This window comes from Streptomyces sp. NBC_00448, assembly GCF_036014115.1.
Taxonomy (GTDB): domain Bacteria; phylum Actinomycetota; class Actinomycetes; order Streptomycetales; family Streptomycetaceae; genus Actinacidiphila.
Genome location: NZ_CP107913.1, coordinates 6,261,580 through 6,278,693, shown reverse-complemented (window position 1 = coordinate 6,278,693; position 17,114 = coordinate 6,261,580). Strand labels below are relative to the sequence as shown.

18 protein-coding genes are annotated in these 17,114 nt (G+C 70.4%); 9 read left to right on the top strand and 9 right to left on the bottom strand.

The window, feature by feature from the left end; genetic code table 11:
* Nucleotides 1-21 precede the first annotated feature (21 nt).
* The gene (locus OG370_RS27120) at nt 22-789 is read right to left on the bottom strand and encodes a cupin domain-containing protein (protein WP_328468670.1); all 768 of its coding nucleotides are present in this window, start codon (nt 787-789) and stop codon (nt 22-24) included.
* Nucleotides 790-1,058: 269 nt separating this feature from the next.
* On the opposite strand from OG370_RS27120, the gene OG370_RS27115 reads away from it, so the two are divergent.
* From OG370_RS27115 to OG370_RS27100, 4 genes are all read left to right on the top strand, one after another.
* Nucleotides 1,059-1,859, top strand: a complete 801-nt coding sequence (locus OG370_RS27115) for a DJ-1/PfpI family protein (protein WP_328468668.1) — start codon at nt 1,059-1,061, stop codon at nt 1,857-1,859.
* Nucleotides 1,860-1,886: 27 nt separating this feature from the next.
* The gene (locus tag OG370_RS27110) at nt 1,887-3,017 is read left to right on the top strand and encodes a ferritin-like domain-containing protein (RefSeq protein WP_328468666.1); all 1,131 of its coding nucleotides are present in this window, start codon (nt 1,887-1,889) and stop codon (nt 3,015-3,017) included.
* 133 nt (nt 3,018-3,150) lie between these two features.
* Nucleotides 3,151-3,933, top strand: a complete 783-nt coding sequence (locus OG370_RS27105; RefSeq protein ID WP_328468664.1) for an antibiotic biosynthesis monooxygenase — start codon at nt 3,151-3,153, stop codon at nt 3,931-3,933.
* Nucleotides 3,934-4,154: 221 nt separating this feature from the next.
* On the top strand, nt 4,155-4,847 hold the full coding sequence (locus tag OG370_RS27100) for an SDR family oxidoreductase (RefSeq protein WP_328468662.1): 693 nt from the start codon (nt 4,155-4,157) through the stop codon (nt 4,845-4,847).
* Between the two features lie 95 nt (nt 4,848-4,942).
* On the opposite strand, the gene OG370_RS27095 is transcribed toward OG370_RS27100, so the two are convergent.
* From OG370_RS27095 to OG370_RS27085, 3 genes are all read right to left on the bottom strand, one after another.
* Nucleotides 4,943-5,293, bottom strand: a complete 351-nt coding sequence (locus tag OG370_RS27095) for a LysR family transcriptional regulator (protein WP_328468661.1) — start codon at nt 5,291-5,293, stop codon at nt 4,943-4,945.
* Nucleotides 5,294-5,506: 213 nt separating this feature from the next.
* The gene (locus OG370_RS27090; RefSeq protein WP_328468659.1) at nt 5,507-5,686 is read right to left on the bottom strand and encodes a hypothetical protein; all 180 of its coding nucleotides are present in this window, start codon (nt 5,684-5,686) and stop codon (nt 5,507-5,509) included.
* Between the two features lie 121 nt (nt 5,687-5,807).
* Nucleotides 5,808-6,722 (bottom strand): LysR family transcriptional regulator, encoded by a 915-nt coding sequence (locus tag OG370_RS27085; RefSeq protein WP_328468657.1) that lies wholly within the window; start codon nt 6,720-6,722, stop codon nt 5,808-5,810.
* Between the two features lie 86 nt (nt 6,723-6,808).
* Here OG370_RS27085 and OG370_RS27080 point away from each other — a divergent pair, with 86 nt between their 5' ends.
* A complete protein-coding gene (locus OG370_RS27080; RefSeq protein ID WP_328468655.1) occupies nt 6,809-8,185 on the top strand; it encodes an MFS transporter in 1,377 nt (458 codons plus the stop codon).
* Between the two features lie 125 nt (nt 8,186-8,310).
* On the opposite strand, the gene OG370_RS27075 is transcribed toward OG370_RS27080, so the two are convergent.
* On the bottom strand, nt 8,311-9,294 hold the full coding sequence (locus tag OG370_RS27075; protein WP_328468653.1) for an aldo/keto reductase: 984 nt from the start codon (nt 9,292-9,294) through the stop codon (nt 8,311-8,313).
* A gap of 68 nt (nt 9,295-9,362) precedes the next feature.
* Between OG370_RS27075 and OG370_RS27070 the strand changes: the two genes are divergently transcribed.
* Both OG370_RS27070 and OG370_RS41555 read left to right on the top strand, forming a co-directional pair.
* Nucleotides 9,363-10,211 (top strand): MmyB family transcriptional regulator, encoded by an 849-nt coding sequence (locus tag OG370_RS27070; protein ID WP_328468651.1) that lies wholly within the window; start codon nt 9,363-9,365, stop codon nt 10,209-10,211.
* A 26-nt stretch (nt 10,212-10,237) separates the two neighbouring features.
* Nucleotides 10,238-10,537, top strand: coding sequence for a transposase (locus tag OG370_RS41555; RefSeq protein ID WP_443060753.1), 300 nt, complete (start codon nt 10,238-10,240; stop codon nt 10,535-10,537).
* A gap of 422 nt (nt 10,538-10,959) precedes the next feature.
* On the opposite strand, the gene OG370_RS27060 is transcribed toward OG370_RS41555, so the two are convergent.
* The gene (locus OG370_RS27060) at nt 10,960-12,879 is read right to left on the bottom strand and encodes an eCIS core domain-containing protein (protein ID WP_443060752.1); all 1,920 of its coding nucleotides are present in this window, start codon (nt 12,877-12,879) and stop codon (nt 10,960-10,962) included.
* Nucleotides 12,880-13,143: 264 nt separating this feature from the next.
* On the opposite strand from OG370_RS27060, the gene OG370_RS27055 reads away from it, so the two are divergent.
* Complete coding sequence (locus OG370_RS27055) at nt 13,144-13,413, top strand: hypothetical protein (RefSeq protein WP_328468649.1); 270 nt, start codon at nt 13,144-13,146, stop codon at nt 13,411-13,413.
* Nucleotides 13,414-13,476: 63 nt separating this feature from the next.
* Here the strand turns inward: OG370_RS27055 and ychF are convergent, their stop codons facing one another.
* Nucleotides 13,477-14,565, bottom strand: coding sequence for a redox-regulated ATPase YchF (gene ychF, locus OG370_RS27050; protein ID WP_328468647.1), 1,089 nt, complete (start codon nt 14,563-14,565; stop codon nt 13,477-13,479).
* Between the two features lie 211 nt (nt 14,566-14,776).
* On the opposite strand from ychF, the gene OG370_RS27045 reads away from it, so the two are divergent.
* A complete protein-coding gene (locus tag OG370_RS27045; RefSeq protein WP_328468645.1) occupies nt 14,777-15,388 on the top strand; it encodes a DUF6542 domain-containing protein in 612 nt (203 codons plus the stop codon).
* On the opposite strand, the gene ppgK is transcribed toward OG370_RS27045, so the two are convergent.
* Nucleotides 15,309-16,046: a polyphosphate--glucose phosphotransferase gene (gene ppgK, locus OG370_RS27040; RefSeq protein WP_328468643.1), complete on the bottom strand. Its 738-nt coding sequence runs from the start codon at nt 16,044-16,046 to the stop codon at nt 15,309-15,311. The two genes, OG370_RS27045 and ppgK, sit on opposite strands and share 80 nt — an antisense overlap.
* 30 nt (nt 16,047-16,076) lie before the next feature.
* On the bottom strand, nt 16,077-17,072 hold the full coding sequence (locus OG370_RS27035; protein WP_328468641.1) for a 4-hydroxy-3-methylbut-2-enyl diphosphate reductase: 996 nt from the start codon (nt 17,070-17,072) through the stop codon (nt 16,077-16,079).
* Nucleotides 17,073-17,114 lie beyond the last annotated feature (42 nt).

Below are 17,114 nucleotides of genomic sequence, written 5' to 3'. Positions count from 1 at the left end.
TCGCTGCGGCAGGGCACCGGGTCAGGCGGAGTTGGCGATGGAGAGGTAGTACTGGTCGAGCGTGGGACGCCGTACATCGCTCCGGACCGGAACGAGGATGTCGATCTCGCCGGTGACGACACCGGTGAGCCCGAGCGCGATGTGGAACAGGTCCTCCTCCTGGCGCCGGTAGAAGATGTCCATGCCGGCCCGGATGGAGAACGCGAACTCCGCCCCTGGGCTGCGGTCGCGGAGCCGGGCCTGCGGCAGGTAGGAGATCGGCTTGGCCGGCAGGTCCGGGGACTCGGTGTAGTCCTGCTCGTAGGCGGTGCCCTGCCGGTCGTAGTTGTCGCGCAACCGGATCAGGTCGAACTTGTTCCGCGGTGCCTCGACCTCGATGAGCCACAGCGGTTCGGGCCCCAGGCTCCTGGACGAGTGGAACGCGCCCCCGCCGATCCGCAGGATCGTTCCGGCGGAGAGCGGGACCTGCCCGGTCAGCGTGTCCGTGACCCCCTCTCCCGCCAGGCACAGGAGGTAGGTCAGCTTGCGGGGGTGGACGTGCATCGACGTGGATTCGCCCGAGTTGATCCTCAGGTTCCACACGTCGATGAAGTCGTCCACGAAGACGCGGTACTCCAGCCCCCACGGCTTCGGGATGACCTCGTTCAGGTGCTCGTCGTCGTCCAGGTGCTCGTTCGCCACGCGGGACCCCTTGCGGACCGCCTCGTTGAGTGCGGCGAAGTCGCGTGGGCCGGGGTCGATCCGCACCAGCAGGTCGGCCGGCTGCGTCTCGCGCATCATCTCGGACATGCGCTGCTCGTCCTATCTGTCGGTCGGTTTGTGAACCCCCCGGTCCGAGAGTGGACGCTAGACGGCTGACCGAGGCGGGCTCAAATAGCGAGAGCGGCAGTCCCCGATAACAGCCATGTGGTCCCCGGACGTCGCAATGCCCATCCCCGCGGATTCTTATTTGTTGGCCGGTCGGAACGTGCGGCAGGGTTCCTTTCCGAAAGGCGCCGGCCCTTCCCCGCAAGCAGCGGTCATCGGCGTCCTCACCGACTCGACAGGGGAGAAAACCCGTGACTACACCCATGCCCGCCCGCGGTCGCCAGGCCGCACCACGGAACAACGCGCCCGTCCAGATCAACTCGATCGGCGTGCTGGGCTACGAGTCCTGCTCCGAGCAGGACACGATCACCCCGCTGGAGATCTTCAAGGGGGCCGCGATGGTCCTCAGCGGCGGGATCGCCCCCTGGCAGCGGGAATCCGCCAACCGCGACCTGGACGTCAGGTTGGTCTCGCTGGAGCCCGGCGTCGTCAAGATGCAGATGGGCACCAACGTCGTGGCGGACTCCGTGCTGAACGACGACGAGCTCTTCGACATCCTCTACATCCCCGGCGGTGTCGGCTCCGGCGCGCTGTTGACCAACGACCGGGTGCAGAAGTTGATCCGCCGGCACCATGAGGCCGGCAAGGTCATCGCCGCCAACTGCTCCGGCGTGGGCGTGATCGCCCGCTCCGGCATCGTCAACGACGAGCCGCTGACCTGCGTGGCCGCGGTGGCGCGCGGTCTGCGCGGCGAGGGCTTCAACGTCTCGAAGGCCCGCCACATGTGGGTCGCCAACCCCGCCTCGCGGATCTGGACCTTCACCGGCTCCTACGGCGTCAACGGCGGCGCGGTCGCCCTGGTGGCGCACTACTTCGGCCGCGAGGTCGGAACGATCGTCTCGATGATGTTCGACACGCTCGGCGGGATCGGCGACGTGATCTTCGAGGAGACCGGGCCGGAGTTCTTCCAGAACCCCTCGCTGGAGGAGTCCTTCCAGGACTTCTTCCAGCCCATGCTCTACCCGCCGCTGGACGAGAACGCGGAAGCCTGACCCGACCCGCAGACCTGGAGCCGTCACATGCCCACGCCCGTCGAACTCCGAGACCTCAGCTGGATCCGCGGCGCCCTGCAGACCGCGATCGCGCTGGAGCACGCCACCATGCCGCTGTACTGCGCGGCCATGTACTCGCTGGAAGTACAGAACTACCCGTCGTACAACACCATCCGCAGCGTGCTGATGGAGGAGATGGTCCACATGGCCATCGCCTCCAACATGGTGGCCGCGCTCGGCGGCAGTCCCGACATCAAGGGGTTGAACCCGCCGTACGCGGGGCGGGGCGGGCTGCCCGGGGGCACCGCCCCGGACCTGCGGCCCCGGCTGGCGAAGCTGTCGAACGCCAGCCTGGAGTCCTTCATGCGGCTGGAGGCCCCGGAGTTCATGCTCAACTCGCGCCAGCGCGGGTCGGCCTACCCCACGATCGGCTCCTTCTACGACGCCGTGCGGGAGGCCGTCGTCCGCAACGCGGACGCGGTGGAGCTGGCGGTGCGCCGCGGCGGGCCGGCCAACCAGGTCGGCGGCAACCTGGGCTATCCCACGTTCGAGAAGGATGACCAGGACCCGGTGGGCTCGTTCCTGCGGGCCCTGGACATCATCACCGAACAGGGCGAGGGGCAGGGCGTGGGCACGGTGGAGACCGTGAAGGAGGACTTCCAGAAGGAGGGATCGCACTACGCCCGCTTCGCCGAGCTGCGCTACGGGCGCCGGTACGTCCCGCAGGACGGCGTCTCCATCACCCGCGAGACCGAGCCCGATTTCTTCAGCGGTGAGGAGATCGCCTGGCCCGTCGTCATCAACACGCTGGCCGTGCCGGCGGACGGCTACGAGGCGGTACTCGCCCTCGACCCGCGGGAGGCCGAGGTGCGCAAGGAGCTTGACGGCTTCGACGACGCCTACACCCAGATGCTGGTGGCGCTGGACACCTCCTGGAACGGACCGGTGGAGACCTGGTGGCCCTCGCTGGGCGCCGCCGTGACCCAGATGGACCAGATGCGGGTCCGCTCGTGCTTCACCATCATGCGCAACCAGATCCCCCCCACCGCGGTGGCGCGGCTGGAGGAGCTGTACCCCGAGGAGTTCCGGGCGCTGGACCACTACACCGACCTGGCCGAGCCGATCTTCTACGGACCGCGCTTCCTCAACACCCTGTGAGACACCCCGTGAAACGCCTGGTGGCGAGCCGGGACGGGCAGCCGCGACCGCTCCCCCGCCCAGCAGCGCCGCGCCGAGCCCGCCGGGCCTGACCCGGCACGCACCCACCCGACCCCTGGAAGGATTCCCCATCGTGACGATCACCGCGACCGCACGCCAGATCATCAAGCCCGGCACCGAGTCACACCTCGACGCGCTGATGGCCCAACTGGAGCGGGACATCCGCGCCAACGAGCCCGGCTGCCTGCGCTTCGACTACGTCGTCTCCGCGGACCGGCCCGGCGAGCGCCTGGTCATCGAGGAGTACGCGGACGAGAACGCCCTGGAGGCCCACAAGCACACCGACTACTTGGCGGCCTTCATACCCCGGCTCCTGGAGTGCCTGGAGGAGCCGCCGGCCGTGGAGGTGTACCGGCCGGCGGAGGCCAAGCCGGTCCTGCCCGCGTCCTGCTTCCACATCGGCGTCGTGGTGCCCGACCTGGCCAAGGCCGTGGAACAGTACGCGGAGTGGTTCGGCATCGAGTTCGCCGAACCCGCCACCTTCGAGATCCCGTACCTGGAGCAGGGCGGCACGGGCGCCCCGGGCAAGATGACCGCTGCCTTCTCCCGCACCACGGAGCCGCAGTACGAACTCATCCAGGCCGACGGCGACGGCATCATGTCCGTCGAGCACGCCGGGAAGGTCCTGTACTACGGCGTGTGGGAGCCCGACATGGCGGCCCGCGTGGCGTGGTTGGAGGCGTCCGGCATCGGCGTGGACGCGTACTTCCGACCCGCCGAGGGCGAGACTCCGTTCGCCCTCATCACCGCTCCCGACCTGATGGGCGTACGCATCGAGTACGTGGGGATCGAGGACAAGCCGGCAATCGCGGAGTGGGTCAACAGCGGTCGCTATCCTGGGCTTCAGGGACGCTGACCGGTTCTCGCGCTGTTCAGCACTGCCGTGAAAGCACGTTGATGCACCATCAACTGTTCGAGTCCACACCGCCCGCCGCCGTTCGGAGTGTGTGACGACGGCCGTCCCGACCCGTCAGGGCCCTGGGGCGGCCGTGTCGCATGGATCGGAGGCGACGCCCACCGCGAGCGCCCACCACGAGCGCCCACCACGAGCGCCCACCACGAACGAGGAGAGCAACGATGGCCAACGTCACCCTGATCACCGGTGGCAGTTCGGGGATCGGCGCCGCGACCGCCCGCAGGCTGCTGAAGGAGGGTCACATGGTGGCGATCACCGGCCGGGACCCGGAGAAGCTGAGCGACTTTGCGGCTGGGCAGGACGCCGGGCACGACCTGATCACCATCCCCGGGGACACCTCGGACCCGTACGACGTGCAGACCGCGGTCAAGACGACCGCCCAGGCATGGGGCCGCCTGGACAACGTGATCGTCAACGCCGGCTTCTCCCTCCCCGGCACCCTGGCCGACCACGTGCCCGAGGCCATGCGGGCCATGCTGATGACCAACGTGCTCGGGCCCGCGCTGGTCGTCCGGGAGGCGCTGCCGTACCTCAAGGACACCCGGGGGCGCATCGTCATCGTCGGATCGGTGGCGGGGGTCAAGAACACGCCCGGCAACTTCTACTCCGTCACCAAGTGGGCCGCGCACGCCCTGGCGGAGAACACGCGGATGGCCGTCACCAACGACGGCGTCGGCGTGACGCTGATCGCGCCCGGCAAGGTGGACACCCCGTTCTGGGACCACCGCGGGGGCACGCCGGAGGGCCCCGCGCTGACCGCCGAGAACATCGCCGAGAGCATCCTCTTCGCCCTCAACCAGCCCGAGGGAATGGACGTCAACCACATCCAGATGCGGCCCATCGGCCAGGTCTGACCGGGCCGTTCGCGGCCGGAAGTGTCGGGCCTACCCCGGCACACGACACGCCGCCGTCCAGCACGAAGTGGACGGCGGCGTGTACGTACCGCGGCTCAGCAGACCTCAGGCGAATGATGCACAGCCGGCCTCCCCACCGCGCGCCCTTGCTTCATCACCGCCTGTTTGACTTCGCGGACCTCCGCGTTCGCCTTCTCGACGGATCGCAGGATCGGTCCCAGTCGCGCCTGGAGCAGTGCTCCGGCCGAGGTGAGTTCGATCGGGCGCCGATCCCGGTGAAATAGTTCGGCTCCGAGGGATCGCTCCAACTCCTTGATCTGGCTGGTCACCGTGGATTGGGCGCAGTGGAGCTTCTCGGCGGCCTTGGTGAAGCTGAGTTCGTTCGCCACTTCGCGAAATGCCATCAGATGATAGACCTGCAAGTTTCCCCCATGGTCGGTCGCCATTGAATCCAGGATGCGAGGCCCGGAATCACGGGGCGGGACGCGGAGGGGCATGCGGCCGTCGGGCGGGCGGCGGTCGTCGTCGGTCGCCGCTGAAGGTTCCATGTGCACGATCAAGACAAGCCCCCGTTGCTGTGTGCCCCCGCGTAGCGAGGGTTCCAGTCACGCTTGACCCGAATACGATAAACCTTCTGCAAGGTATATTGCAAGGATTATTCAAATGCGTCCGACCGCATCCGAGCCAATGGCACAGTGGATAGTCGGAGGAATCTGAGAAAAGTGATGAACCGCATAGGGGATCGTAGCAACCTGCAGGTCGCCCGGGGCGTCGCCGACGGAAAACTGACCAAATGACCTTTCTGGATTCACTTCGGCAACAAAGCTCTCTGCTTTCACTGCGGCATCAGAGAATGCTCCGTATCGTCCCGTGCCGGGCCGGGCTCGGCCGTTTGTGAGCCGTCCCTGGACCGCCCCGACCGTCCGGCGCCCCGAGCCGTCTCCGGGCGCCCCGGTGGTCTCAGGCCGTCTCGGCGAGTGGGCGGGACGGCGGCTGGTGGCGGCGGGCCAGCCGCAGCACGGCCTGCATGGGCGCCTCGGCCGGGCCCAGCCCCGTCCGCCAGCGCGCCTCGATGCTCACCGGCGCCAGCCCCTCGCACACGTCCAGCTCGACCAACTCCCCGTCCTCGAGGTCGCCGACGACGGACAGGTGCGGCATCAGGGCGACGCCGCGGCCGTGGCAGGCGAGCCTGCGCAGCGCCGCCAGCGACCCCGTGACCATGCTGACGCAGGTCCGCGAGGTGAGGTCCTGCCCGAAGCGGTCGACCAGCATCTGCGAGGTGCAACCAGGCTCGGCGATCAGGAACTCCGCCTCCAGCAGCATCCCCTGGGAGATGCGCGGCACCTTGGCGAGCGGATGGCCCGGGCCGGCGACGAGGACGGTGCGGTCATGGCCCACGACCGCGTGCGGCCCTATGGTCGGCACCCCGTTGTCGAACACGAACACCAGGTCGAGCCGGCCGGCGGCGAGGTCATCCTCCAGTTGCGCCCGCCGGGCGACCACCATGCTCACCTCGGCGGCGCCCTCGGGGCCGGCCGCCCCCTGGGCCAGGGCGGCGAGGATGTCCGGCAGCCACTCGCCGGCCAGGGTCTCCAGTGCCCCGATGCGCAGCCGCGGCCGGCCGCTCCGCACCACCCGGCGCATCTCGTCCTCAAGGTTCAGCGCCTCGCGGGCGTAGGGCAGCAGCCGCTGCCCCGCCTCGGTCAACGCCGCCCCGGCGTTGCTGCGGTTGAACAGGCTCGCGCCCAAGTCGCGCTCCAACCGCTGCAGTTGAACGCTCAGCGTGGACTGCGCGTAACCCAGCCGCTCGGCGGCTGCGGAGATCCCACCGAGGTCGGCGACGCTGACGAAGGCGCGAAGATGTCGTTGGTCCACTTCTCCATGATGCCATCGAAAAGTCCGATGGCGCCATCGAAAGGACAGCCTGGTCGCACCCCGCCGGACTTCGGGACGCTGATGCCATGACTCTGACCAGTGGCAAGACTCCCGTCGTGGACGAACCGGCACGGAGGGGCCCGAACGGCCACTTCGCGGGCATCGTGGTCGGCAACTTCCTCGTGCTGCTCGACACCTCGATCCTCAACGTCGCCCTGCCGGACGCACGGCACGACCTGCACGCCTCCGCAGCGGCGCTGCCCTGGGCGGTGGACGCGTACACCGTCGTCTTCGCCGGGCTGCTGCTGGCCGCGGGCGCCGTCGCCGACCGGTGGGGGCCGCGCCGGATCTACCGCATCGCGCTCGCCGCCTTCGGCGTCATCTCGCTGCTGTGCGCCCTGGCGCCCGACGTGGGCACCCTGATCGGCGGACGGGCGCTGCTCGGCGTCGCGGCGGCCGGACTGGTCCCCGCGTCCCTCGGCCTGCTGGCCGCCCTGTTCCCGGATGCCGCGCAGCGGTCCCGCATGATCGGCGCCTGGGCCGCCATCAGCAGCATCGGACTCATCCTGGGGCCGGTGCTGGGCGGCGCACTGGTCGAACTCGGCGGCTGGCGGCTGGTGTTCCTCGTCAACCCGCCGATCGCCTTCGTCACGCTGCTGCTGGCGCGCGGACTGAGTGGGCACCGGCCGCAGAACGAGCCGAGGCCGGTCGACCGCGCGGGGCTGCTGCTGTCCGTCGCCGGGCTGAGCGCGCTCACCTTCGGGCTGGTGGACGCGGGCACCTCCGGGTGGGGCCGGCCCGCTCCGCTGCTGGCCCTGGGCGGCGCCCTGATCGCCTTCGTGCTGCTGGTCGTCGCCGAACGGCGGGCCGAGGCACCGATCCTGCCGCCGGCGCTGATCGGGCTGACCCGGGTCAAGGCCGACCTGATGGCCGGCGCCATGGCGTCCTTCGTCTTCTACGGCGTGCTGTTCGCGCTTACCCAGTGGATGGTCCTGGAACGCGGCCTGTCGGCCCTGCAGACCGGCCTGGCCTTCCTCCCGATGACGCTCCCCATGTGCTTCATGCCGTTCTTCGCCGGACGGATCGTCGCGCGTGCCGGCGCCCGGCCGGTGCTCCTCGCCGGCCTCGGCCTCGACGTGGTCTCCGGACTCCTGCTCGCCCTCTCCGGGACGCACACGCCGCTGGGGATGATCATCGGCATGCAGGTGGTGCTCGGCTTCGGCAGCACCCTCGCCATCCCCGCGGCCACCGCCGACATGGCGGGCGCCGCCCCCTCCCACCTGGCCGCGACGGGACAGGGCGCGCTGAACGCCGGACGCCAGGCGGGGTCCGCGCTGGGCGTCGCCGTGCTCGGCACCCTGTCCACCCTGCACGACTCCGGGATCGTCCTGGCCGCGGGTGCCGTCCTCGCCTTGGGCGTCGTCGTCCTCGCCCGGCCGCGACCGGTGCCGGCCACCGCGTGACAGCGGCCGTACCGGACGGACAGCCGCACGCGCGCGAGTGCCGGCCCACCATCACGGTGGGCCGGCACGGGCACGGGCACGTCCAGTCCGCCCGACCGGAACGGCCGGGCGGACTGGGCAGCGCGTCAGACCGGGGTCCGCACCACGCGGTGCGCGGCGAAGGACTGGCGGTCGCCCACCCACGCGTCACGCGGGGCGACGGCCTCCAGCCGGTCGAGGTCGTCCTGGGACAGCTCGACGTCGGCGGCCTTGGCGTTCTCCTCGACCCGCTCGGCCCGGCGCGTCCCGGGGATCGGGACGACGTCGTCGCCCTGGGCGAGCAGCCAGGCGAGCACGAGCTGAGCGGGCGTCACCCCGCGCGCCGCGGCCAGCGACCGCACCTCGGCGACGATCGCCTCGTTCTGCTTGAGGTTCTCGGCCTGGAACCGGGGGTCGTTCTGCCGGAAGTCGCCGGCACCGAAACCGTCCACGCCGACCGGCCCGGCCAGGAAGCCGCGGCCCACCGGGCTGTACGGAACCATCCCGATGCCCAGCCGGCGGGCCGTGGGCAGCACGTCGTCCTCGATGTCGCGCCACCACAGCGACCACTCGTACTGCGCGGCGCTGATCGGGTGGGTGGCGGCGGCCCGTTCGAGTTCCTCGGGGCTCGCCTCCGACAGCCCGAGGTGGCGGACCTTGCCCTCGGCCACAAGCTCGGCCATCGCCCCGACCGTCTCCTCGATGGGGACCTGCGGGTCGACGCGGTGCTGGTAGTACAGGTCGATGCGGTCCGTCCCGAGCCGGGCCAGCGAGGCTTCGCAGTGGCGCCGGACGTTCTCCGGGCGGCCGTCGACCCGGACCCCCTCCGGGCTGCGGACGATCCCGAACTTGGTGGCCAGCACGACCTGGTCGCGCCGGCCGGCCAGGGCTTTGCCGAGCAACTCCTCGTTGTGGCCGCTGCCGTAGCTCATCGCCGTGTCCAGGAAGGTGACCCCCTGGTCGACGGCGCGCTGCAGGACCGCGATCGACTCGGCGTCGTCGGCCGCTCCGTAGCCCTGGGACATCCCCATGCAACCGAGTCCGACAGCGGATACGGTGAGCCCCTCCGGCCCGATGATTCGATTGTCCATGAGGTCACCGTAACCGCGTCCCCCAGCGCCATCCATAGGACGTCTTTCCTAGTAACGAGAGTGCCAGGATGCCCCATACGGTGACCCAGGCAAGGGAGTTGGGCGATCTGCTCCGCTCTCGCCGCGAACGGCTCCAGCCCTCCGACGTCGGCCTTCCGCCGGGCACTCGGCGCCGGACCCGCGGCCTGCGCCGCGAGGAGGTGGCCCAGCTCGCGTCCATCTCTGCGACCTACTACGCCTTCCTGGAACAGGGCCGCGAGGTACGGCCCTCCCGGCAGGTCCTCGACGCGCTGGCCGCGGCGCTGCGACTCGACGTGTACGAACGGGCCCACGTCCACCAACTCGTCCACGGCGCCCCGCCGGAACCGGCGCAGACCTCCGCCGCCATGGAGACGCTTCCGCCCGCCGTCGTCTCCCTCGTCGACCGGCTCGACCCGTGCCCTTCCTACGTCACCGGCAGGCACTGGGACGTGCTGGCGTCCAACCGGGCCGCCCGGGTGCTGTGGACCGACTGGCCGGCCCGGCCGCCGCAGACGCGCAACATGCTCTGGTGGATGTTCGCGGACCCGGAGGCCCGGCGGATCGTCGTCGACTGGGAGGAGGAGGCGTCGGCGCTGCTCGGACGGCTGCGCACGGCCGCGGCCAGGCATCCGGGCGACCCCGGCTTCGCCGACCTGCTCGAACGCCTCCACGCGGTGAGCCCGGAGGTGCGGGAGTGGTGGCCGCAGCACAAGGTCGACACCGTCGGCTCGGGCACGAAGCGGCTGCGCCATCCGGAGCTCGGCGAGTTCACCCTCCACCACGTCGTGCTCCAACTCGCGGACAACCCCGAGCACAAGGTCGTCACCTGTACCCCCTCCCCGCAGGACCGCCCCCGCGTCGAAGCCCTCCTCCGCCGCCCCCGCCCCACCCCCTGATCGCTCGCGCCCCGAACCCGCCGCCGTTGCCCGGCCCACCAGCACGCCGCCGGGGCACGGAGAGGGGGGACCTGCGGAAGGAGCCGCCCGGCGGGGTCGGCGTCGAGCCGAACGACCACAGCCTCGGCCGCTCGCGCGGCGGCCTGACCGCCAAGGTGCATCTGGCCGTTGAGCAGGGCCAGAAGCCGAGGTCCATCGTGATCACGGCCGGACAGCGCGGCGACTCCCCGCAGTTCGAGCCGGTCCTGAACAAGGTCCGCGTCGCCCGCCGAGGCGTCGGACGGCCGCGCACCCGGCCTGATCGCGTCCGCGCCGACAAGGCATAGGCCTCACGTAAGAACCGCGCCTGCCTGCGACGACGCGGAATCCGCTGCACGATTCCGGACAAGGCCGACCAGGCGGCCCACCGCAAGAAGCGCCGCTCTCGCGGCGGCCGGCCGCCCAGGCTCGACGCCGAGGACTACAAGGCGCGGCACGCGGTCGAGTGCGGGATCAACCGCCTCAAGAGGCACCGTGGCGTGGCGACGCGCTACGACAAGCTCGCGGTCCGCTACGAGGCGACCGTCCTCATCGCAGCCATCAACGAGTGGCTGTGACCAGCGCATTCGATACACGCCCTAGATCCTGACCAAGCAGAGCGGAAGGGCGGCACCCGCGCCGGGTGCCGCCCTTCAGCCGTCTCGGTTTCCGTCTCAGCGAAGAGCAGGAGCGCACCGACGGGTCGGTGCGCGTCCCGTCTCCTCGGCGATCAGCCGGAGGCGAGCTTGGCCGCGATGAGCTTCTTGCCGCCTTCCTCGTCGTTCTTCATCTCGTCCCAGCTCAAGCCGAGGGCGTCAAGCGTCGCGCGGGCCTCCTCGACCCGCTTGGCGTCCGGGCCGTCGGCCGCCAAGCGGTAGAGGGCGGCGGCATGCTGCTCACGCTCGTTGACGCCGACGTCCTTCGTCAGGTTCAGCGTCTGGAGCAGCCGCTTCCGCTTGGACGGGACAGCGCCGGTCCGGGCGTCCGGCACACCCGTCTGGTGCCATCGATGGGAGAGCTTCTTCCACCCCTTGTAGCTGGCCAGCCCCAACGCCACCGCGGCGGCGGCGGCGGCCAGTCCCCAGCCGACCGGGGTCGCGGCGACGGCACCCGCGCCGGCCACGGCGGCGCCCATGATCGCCGCCGTGGCGATGATGGAGGCTATGGAACCGCCGATGCTCAGCATGGAGCCCACGGCCGTGATGCCCTTGCGGAGCCTGCCGCTCGCGTTCTTCCGTACCGCGTATGCCTGGATGTCCCGCAGCGAGATCTCGTCGCTCACGGTGCCGTCGTAATGTTTGGCCTTCTCCGCCAGTCCCTTGACGGCCTCGTGCATGGCGTCGGAGGCGGGCTTCAGCGCCGCGTATTCCTGCTCTCCGCGGGTCAGTTCCGCCTCTGCCGCGGTACGGTCCGTCTCCGCCTGGTCGACGGCCTCCTTGAGAGGTTTGAGGGACCCGCGATCGACGTCCTCCCCGCGGGTCGCGCGCTCGTCCAGCTCCTGTATCCGGCTCGTGTACTCCCGCTTCGCCCGGCGGAGTTCCTCGTCTGCTTCCCTCACCTTGTGGAGCAGCGCGGGCAGCAGGTCCTTCGCCGCCTTCAGTGCCTCCGCGGGCGCTTCCTCTTTCGCCATCAGGGCCCGCAGAGCCCGGATCCGCTGGTCTGCCTTGTAGGACTTCCTGGCGTAGCGACCCACCTGTAGGACCGACGAGGGAAGCCCGATTCCCGTTCCGGCCAGGGAGGCATGGTTGGCGGCCGCCTCGCCGACGAGGCCTCCCGCCAGACTCGCGGCCTGACTCCCGGTGCCCGAGATGTTCGAGAACACGTCGTTGCCGGCCGCTTTCTCGTCACGGGACGCTATGTGGTGCTTGGCCGTACCCGCCGCCGAGGCCTTCTTGGCCGCGTTGGCGTCGTAGAGCTCCTTGCTTTTCATGCCGGTCCCGACGACCGCCGCGCCCAGGCTCATGCCGGTGAGAGCGTTGCTGCTGGCGCCGCTGGGGGACATGCCCGCCGAAGCGGCGTCGGCCGCGGGCGAGAAGGCGTCCATGACGCCCGACACCGCCGCGCCGCCGCGCCGTTGCACCGTCACCTGCGTGGTCTTCCGCTGCACGGCCGGCTCCGCCGTGGCACCGTGCGCGGCGGCTTCCTCCGGTCCGGCGGCGATCGGCTGGGCGGGAGCCGGACCACTCATCACCCGCGTGGCGTTCGCCTCCGCTTCTTGTTCGAAGCGGTCGGAGGGGTCGGAGACCTTGAGCCCCGACCCGTTGTCGGTACCGGCGACGGCACCCTGGCGCTGCTGGACGACATGGGTGAGTTCGTGGGCGAGCGTGTGCGTGTCATCGCCGCCGTCGCCGATGACGACGTGGTTGCCGCTGGTGTAGGCGCGGGCGTCGATCTCCGCGGCCGAAGCCCTCGCCGTGGCGTCGTCGTGGATGCGGACGTCGGAGAAGTCGGCGCCCAGCCGGCTCTCCATGTCGGCGCGGGTGGCGCCGTCGAGGGGGCGGCCTCCGGAACGCAGGACGTCATGGACGGCCGACCGCTGCACCGCGGACTCCTGCCCGGCCTGCTGGTGGCCGGACCCGGGTCCGTGCCGGTGCGGTTTCCGCGCCGGGCCGTCGGTGCGGAGCATCTGCACGACAGCGGCGTTGCCCACGGCGCCCTGCAGGGCGAGTATGCCTTGTGGCGAGACGAAGCCGGTTTCTGGTGGCGCGGGTACCGCTGTCTTGACTCCGGAGGCCCGGTGCGGTTTTCCTTCGTTGGCCGTCTCTCGTTCTTTGCCGTGCGTCCGCACCGAGAGCACCTTCCCGTGTTCGACAGTGTGGAGTTCCTGGATACAGGGGTGCTGAGCCGTGCGGAAGGTACGGGAGGGCAGAGTCCGGCGTCTGAACAGGCAAGTGCACCGGCGGTGCGCCCTCCGATGCGTGTCCGGCGACGAGGCGGCGAGGCGGACCTGCGACTCCGGAGCCTTCCCGAACTCGTCGCCGCGGCCGACGACATCTGTCGGCACGTACGCGGTGCCCGCCTCAGTGCGGCCGCGGAACGGCTGCCTGCGCTGATCAACGAACTGACCACGACGGCTCACACCACCGGCGCCTCCGAAGCATGGCGTGCTCTCGGGTCCGCCTACCGGTCCACGCACGACGTGACGATGAAGTGGGGCTACTACGACCTCGGCCTTGCGGACTGAGTGCGGACCGCCGGGCCGCCCAGCCCGCTCCGCCGCAGGTCAGACGGCCTTCCGCCCGCTCGGCTAGACGTTGAAGCGGAACTCCACCACGTCGCCGTCCTGCATGACGTAGTCCTTGCCCTCCATGCGGGCCTTGCCCTTCGCGCGGGCTTCGGCGACGGAGCCGGTGGTCACGAGGTCGTCGAAGGAGATGACCTCGGCCTTGATGAAGCCCTTCTGGAAGTCGGTGTGGATCACGCCCGCGGCCTCGGGTGCGGTGGCGCCGCGCTTGATGGTCCAGGCGCGGGACTCCTTGGGACCGGCCGTGAGGTAGGTCTGGAGCCCGAGGGTGTTGAAGCCGACCCGGGCGAGGGTGGCGAGCCCGGGCTCCTCCTGACCGACGGACTGGAGGAGTTCGAGGGCCTCGGCGTCGTCGAGTTCGGCCAGGTCGGCTTCGAGCTTGGCGTTGAGGAAGATCGCCTCGGCGGGGGCGATCAGGGCGCGCTGCTCGTCCTTGAACGCCTCGTCGGTGAGCTCGTCCTCGTCGACGTTGAAGACGTAGAGGAACGGCTTCGTGGTGAGCAGGTGCAGCTCGTGCAGGAGGGCGCCCTGCTCGGTGTCCTTGGTGATGCCGTGGGAGAAGAGGGTGTCACCTGCGGCGAGGATCGTCTGCGCGGCCTCGGCCGCGGCCAGCACCTTCGCCTTGTCCTTCTGCATCCGCGATTCCTTGGTCAGGCGCGGGATCGCCTTCTCCACGGACTGCAGGTCGGCGAGGATCAGCTCGGTGTTGATCGTCTCGATGTCGTCGCGGGGCGAGACCTTGCCGTCCACGTGGACCACGTTCTCGTCCTTGAAGGCGCGGATCACCTGGCAGATCGCGTCGGACTCCCGGATGTTCGCGAGGAACTTGTTGCCCAGGCCCTCGCCCTCCGAGGCACCGCGGACGATGCCGGCGATGTCGACGAAGTCCACCGTGGCGGGGAGCACCCGGGCCGAGTCGAAGATCTCGGCGAGCCGGTGCAGCCGTGGGTCGGGCACGCCGACCACGCCGATGTTGGGCTCGATGGTGGCGAACGGGTAGTTGGCCGCCAGCACGTCGTTCTTGGTCAGGGCGTTGAAGAGCGTCGACTTGCCGACATTCGGCAGGCCGACGATTCCGATGGAGAGCGACACGTGACGACTTCCCGTGGGCAGGAGGTGGGGGCTGGCGCCGACCAGTCTACGGGCCGCCGCGCCACCGGCGGGACGCCCACCCGACCTCCGCCCATCACCCCCGCGTCAACCCCGCCTCACTCGAACGGAGCACTTCGAACAGAGGGCCCAGGCGAGCGAATCCGCGTGTCCCGGACCTGCGCGACCAGCGCAACCCGCCTACGTTGAGTAGGTGGAGCAACACACTGCGCGTACGAGCACCACCGCCCGCCAGGTCCCCGCCGCACTCCCGTCGAAGGCGGCGCCGGCAGCCTCGGCGGCGGCGTCCGGATCGACCGCGGCCTCGGCCTCGACATCCGCGTCCGCGCCGCCCCGGCCGAGCAACCGGCTCGCGGCGGCCGCGCACCGGCTGCGGGCCCTGCCCCGCCCCCGTCCCCGCCTGACCGGCCTCGGCACGGGCGCCCTGACCACCGTGGTGACGGTGCTCGGCGGGGCCGTCGACTCCCTGCTCTTCGACGGCCCCGGCGTCCTCTTCGGGCTGGTCTTCATCGCCGTGTGCATCGCCGCGGCGGTGTACGTACGGCCGTACGACCTGGTGGCGGCACCGGTGGCGGCGCCCATCGCGTTCGCGGTGGGCATCACCCTGACGGCCGACAGCGGCGACGGCAGCCTGCTCGGGCACGTGGTCGGGGTCTTCACCGGCCTGGCCCTGATGACCGGCTGGCTCTACACCGGTACGGTGCTCGCCGCCGCGATCGTGGCGGTCAGAGCTTTGCGGCAGCCATCGCGGCGCCGACGATCCCCGCGTTGTTCTGCAACTCCGCGGGGACGATCTCCGCGCTGATCCCGTGGATCAGCGGCAGGAACTTGTCGGGCTTCCGGCTCACCCCGCCGCCGATCACGAACAGGTCGGGCGAGAAGAGCATCTCCACGTGCGCGAGGTACTTCTTCAGCCGGTGCGCCCAGTGCTCCCAGCTCAGATCCTCGTCCTCACGGGCCTTGACCGACGCGCGCTTCTCCGCGTCGTGGCCGTGCAGTTCCAGGTGGCCCAGCTCGGTGTTGGGCACCAGGTGCCCGTCCACGAACAGCGCGCTGCCGATCCCGGTGCCGAGGGTGAGCAGCATGACGGTGCCGCCGCGGCCGCGGCCGGCCCCGAAGGTCATCTCGGCGACCCCCGCGGCGTCCGCGTCGTTGAGGATCACCACCGGCAGGCTCAGCCGCTCGCTGATCAGCTTCCGCGCGTCCACGCCCACCCAGCCGCTGTCCATGTTGGCGGCGGTGCGGGTCACGCCGTCCACCACCACGCCGGGGAAGGTCACGCCGAGCGGGCCCTTGTGGCCGAAGTGCTCGACCACCTCGGCCACGCCCTCGACGACACCCTCCGGTGTCGCCGGCTGCGGGGTGGGCACCTTGTGCCGCTCGTCCGACAGGTCGCCCCGGTCGAGATCGACCGGAGCGCCCTTGATTCCCGTACCGCCGATGTCCACACCGAACATGTTCATGGCCCCCAGGTTAAAGGTGGGTGGAACCGCTCACCTCTTGGCCGATTCCCGCTCGACGGCCTCCGCACGCAGATCCCGGCGCAGTTCCTTCGGCAGCGAGAACTGGATGGACTCCTGCGCGGAGGTCACCACCGACACGTCGTCGAAGCCGCGCGCGGCCAGCCACTCCAGCACCCCGTCGACCAGCACCTCCGGTACGGACGCGCCCGAGGTCACGCCGACCGTGCGCACGCCCTCCAGCCAGCCGTCCTCGCACTCCTCGGCGAAGTCCACCAGGTACGACGCGCCGGCGCCGGCCTGCAGCGCGACCTCGACCAGCCGGATGGAGTTGGAGGAGTTGCGGGAGCCGACCACGATCACCAGGTCGGCGTCGGCGGCGATCTGCTTCACCGCGACCTGGCGGTTCTGCGTGGCGTAGCAGATGTCGTCGCTCGGCGGCGAGACCAGCCGCGGGAAGCGGTCCTTGAGGGCGTCCACGGTCTCCATCGTCTCGTCGACCGAGAGCGTGGTCTGCGAGAGCCAGACCACCTTGGACTCGTCGCGCACCTTCACCTTGGCCGCGTCGGCGGGGCCGTCGACCAGGTGCATGCGCTCGGGCGCCTCGCCCATGGTGCCGACGACCTCTTCGTGGCCCTCGTGGCCGATGAGCAGGATGTCGTAGTCCTCGCCGGCGTAGCGGACGGCTTCCTTGTGCACCTTGGTGACCAGCGGGCAGGTCGCGTCGATCGAGGCGAGGCTGCGCTGGGCGGCCTCCTCGTGCACGACCGGGGCCACGCCGTGCGCGGAGAAGATCACGATCGCGTTCTCGGGCACCTCCTCCGTCTCGTCGACGAAGACGGCGCCCTTCTTCTCCAGGGTCTGCACCACGTACTTGTTGTGCACGATCTGCTTGCGGACGTAGACCGGGGCGCCGTACTGCTCCAGCGCCTTCTCGACGGTGATGACGGCACGGTCCACACCCGCGCAGTACCCGCGGGGGGCGGCGAGGAGGACACGGCGGGTGGAGTCAGAGGTCATGCGGTCCATCGTACGGGGCCGTCTCCGGGGCGGGGTGGGGTGTCGGCGGGG

What these genes read in the sequence shown, in the direction of transcription:
- OG370_RS27080 (WP_328468655.1), top strand. Translation starts at nt 6,809, where the DNA reads ATGACTCTGACCAGTGGCAAGACTCCCGTCGTGGACGAACCGGCACGG.
- OG370_RS27120 (WP_328468670.1), bottom strand. Translation starts at nt 789, where the DNA reads ATGTCCGAGATGATGCGCGAGACGCAGCCGGCCGACCTGCTGGTGCGG.
- OG370_RS27035 (WP_328468641.1), bottom strand. Translation starts at nt 17,072, where the DNA reads ATGGACCGCATGACCTCTGACTCCACCCGCCGTGTCCTCCTCGCCGCC.
- OG370_RS27100 (WP_328468662.1), top strand. Translation starts at nt 4,155, where the DNA reads ATGGCCAACGTCACCCTGATCACCGGTGGCAGTTCGGGGATCGGCGCC.
- OG370_RS27075 (WP_328468653.1), bottom strand. Translation starts at nt 9,294, where the DNA reads ATGGACAATCGAATCATCGGGCCGGAGGGGCTCACCGTATCCGCTGTC.
- OG370_RS27055 (WP_328468649.1), top strand. Translation starts at nt 13,144, where the DNA reads ATGCGTGTCCGGCGACGAGGCGGCGAGGCGGACCTGCGACTCCGGAGC.
- ppgK (WP_328468643.1), bottom strand. Translation starts at nt 16,046, where the DNA reads ATGAACATGTTCGGTGTGGACATCGGCGGTACGGGAATCAAGGGCGCT.
- OG370_RS27110 (WP_328468666.1), top strand. Translation starts at nt 1,887, where the DNA reads ATGCCCACGCCCGTCGAACTCCGAGACCTCAGCTGGATCCGCGGCGCC.
- OG370_RS27095 (WP_328468661.1), bottom strand. Translation starts at nt 5,293, where the DNA reads ATGGCGACCGACCATGGGGGAAACTTGCAGGTCTATCATCTGATGGCA.
- OG370_RS27070 (WP_328468651.1), top strand. Translation starts at nt 9,363, where the DNA reads ATGCCCCATACGGTGACCCAGGCAAGGGAGTTGGGCGATCTGCTCCGC.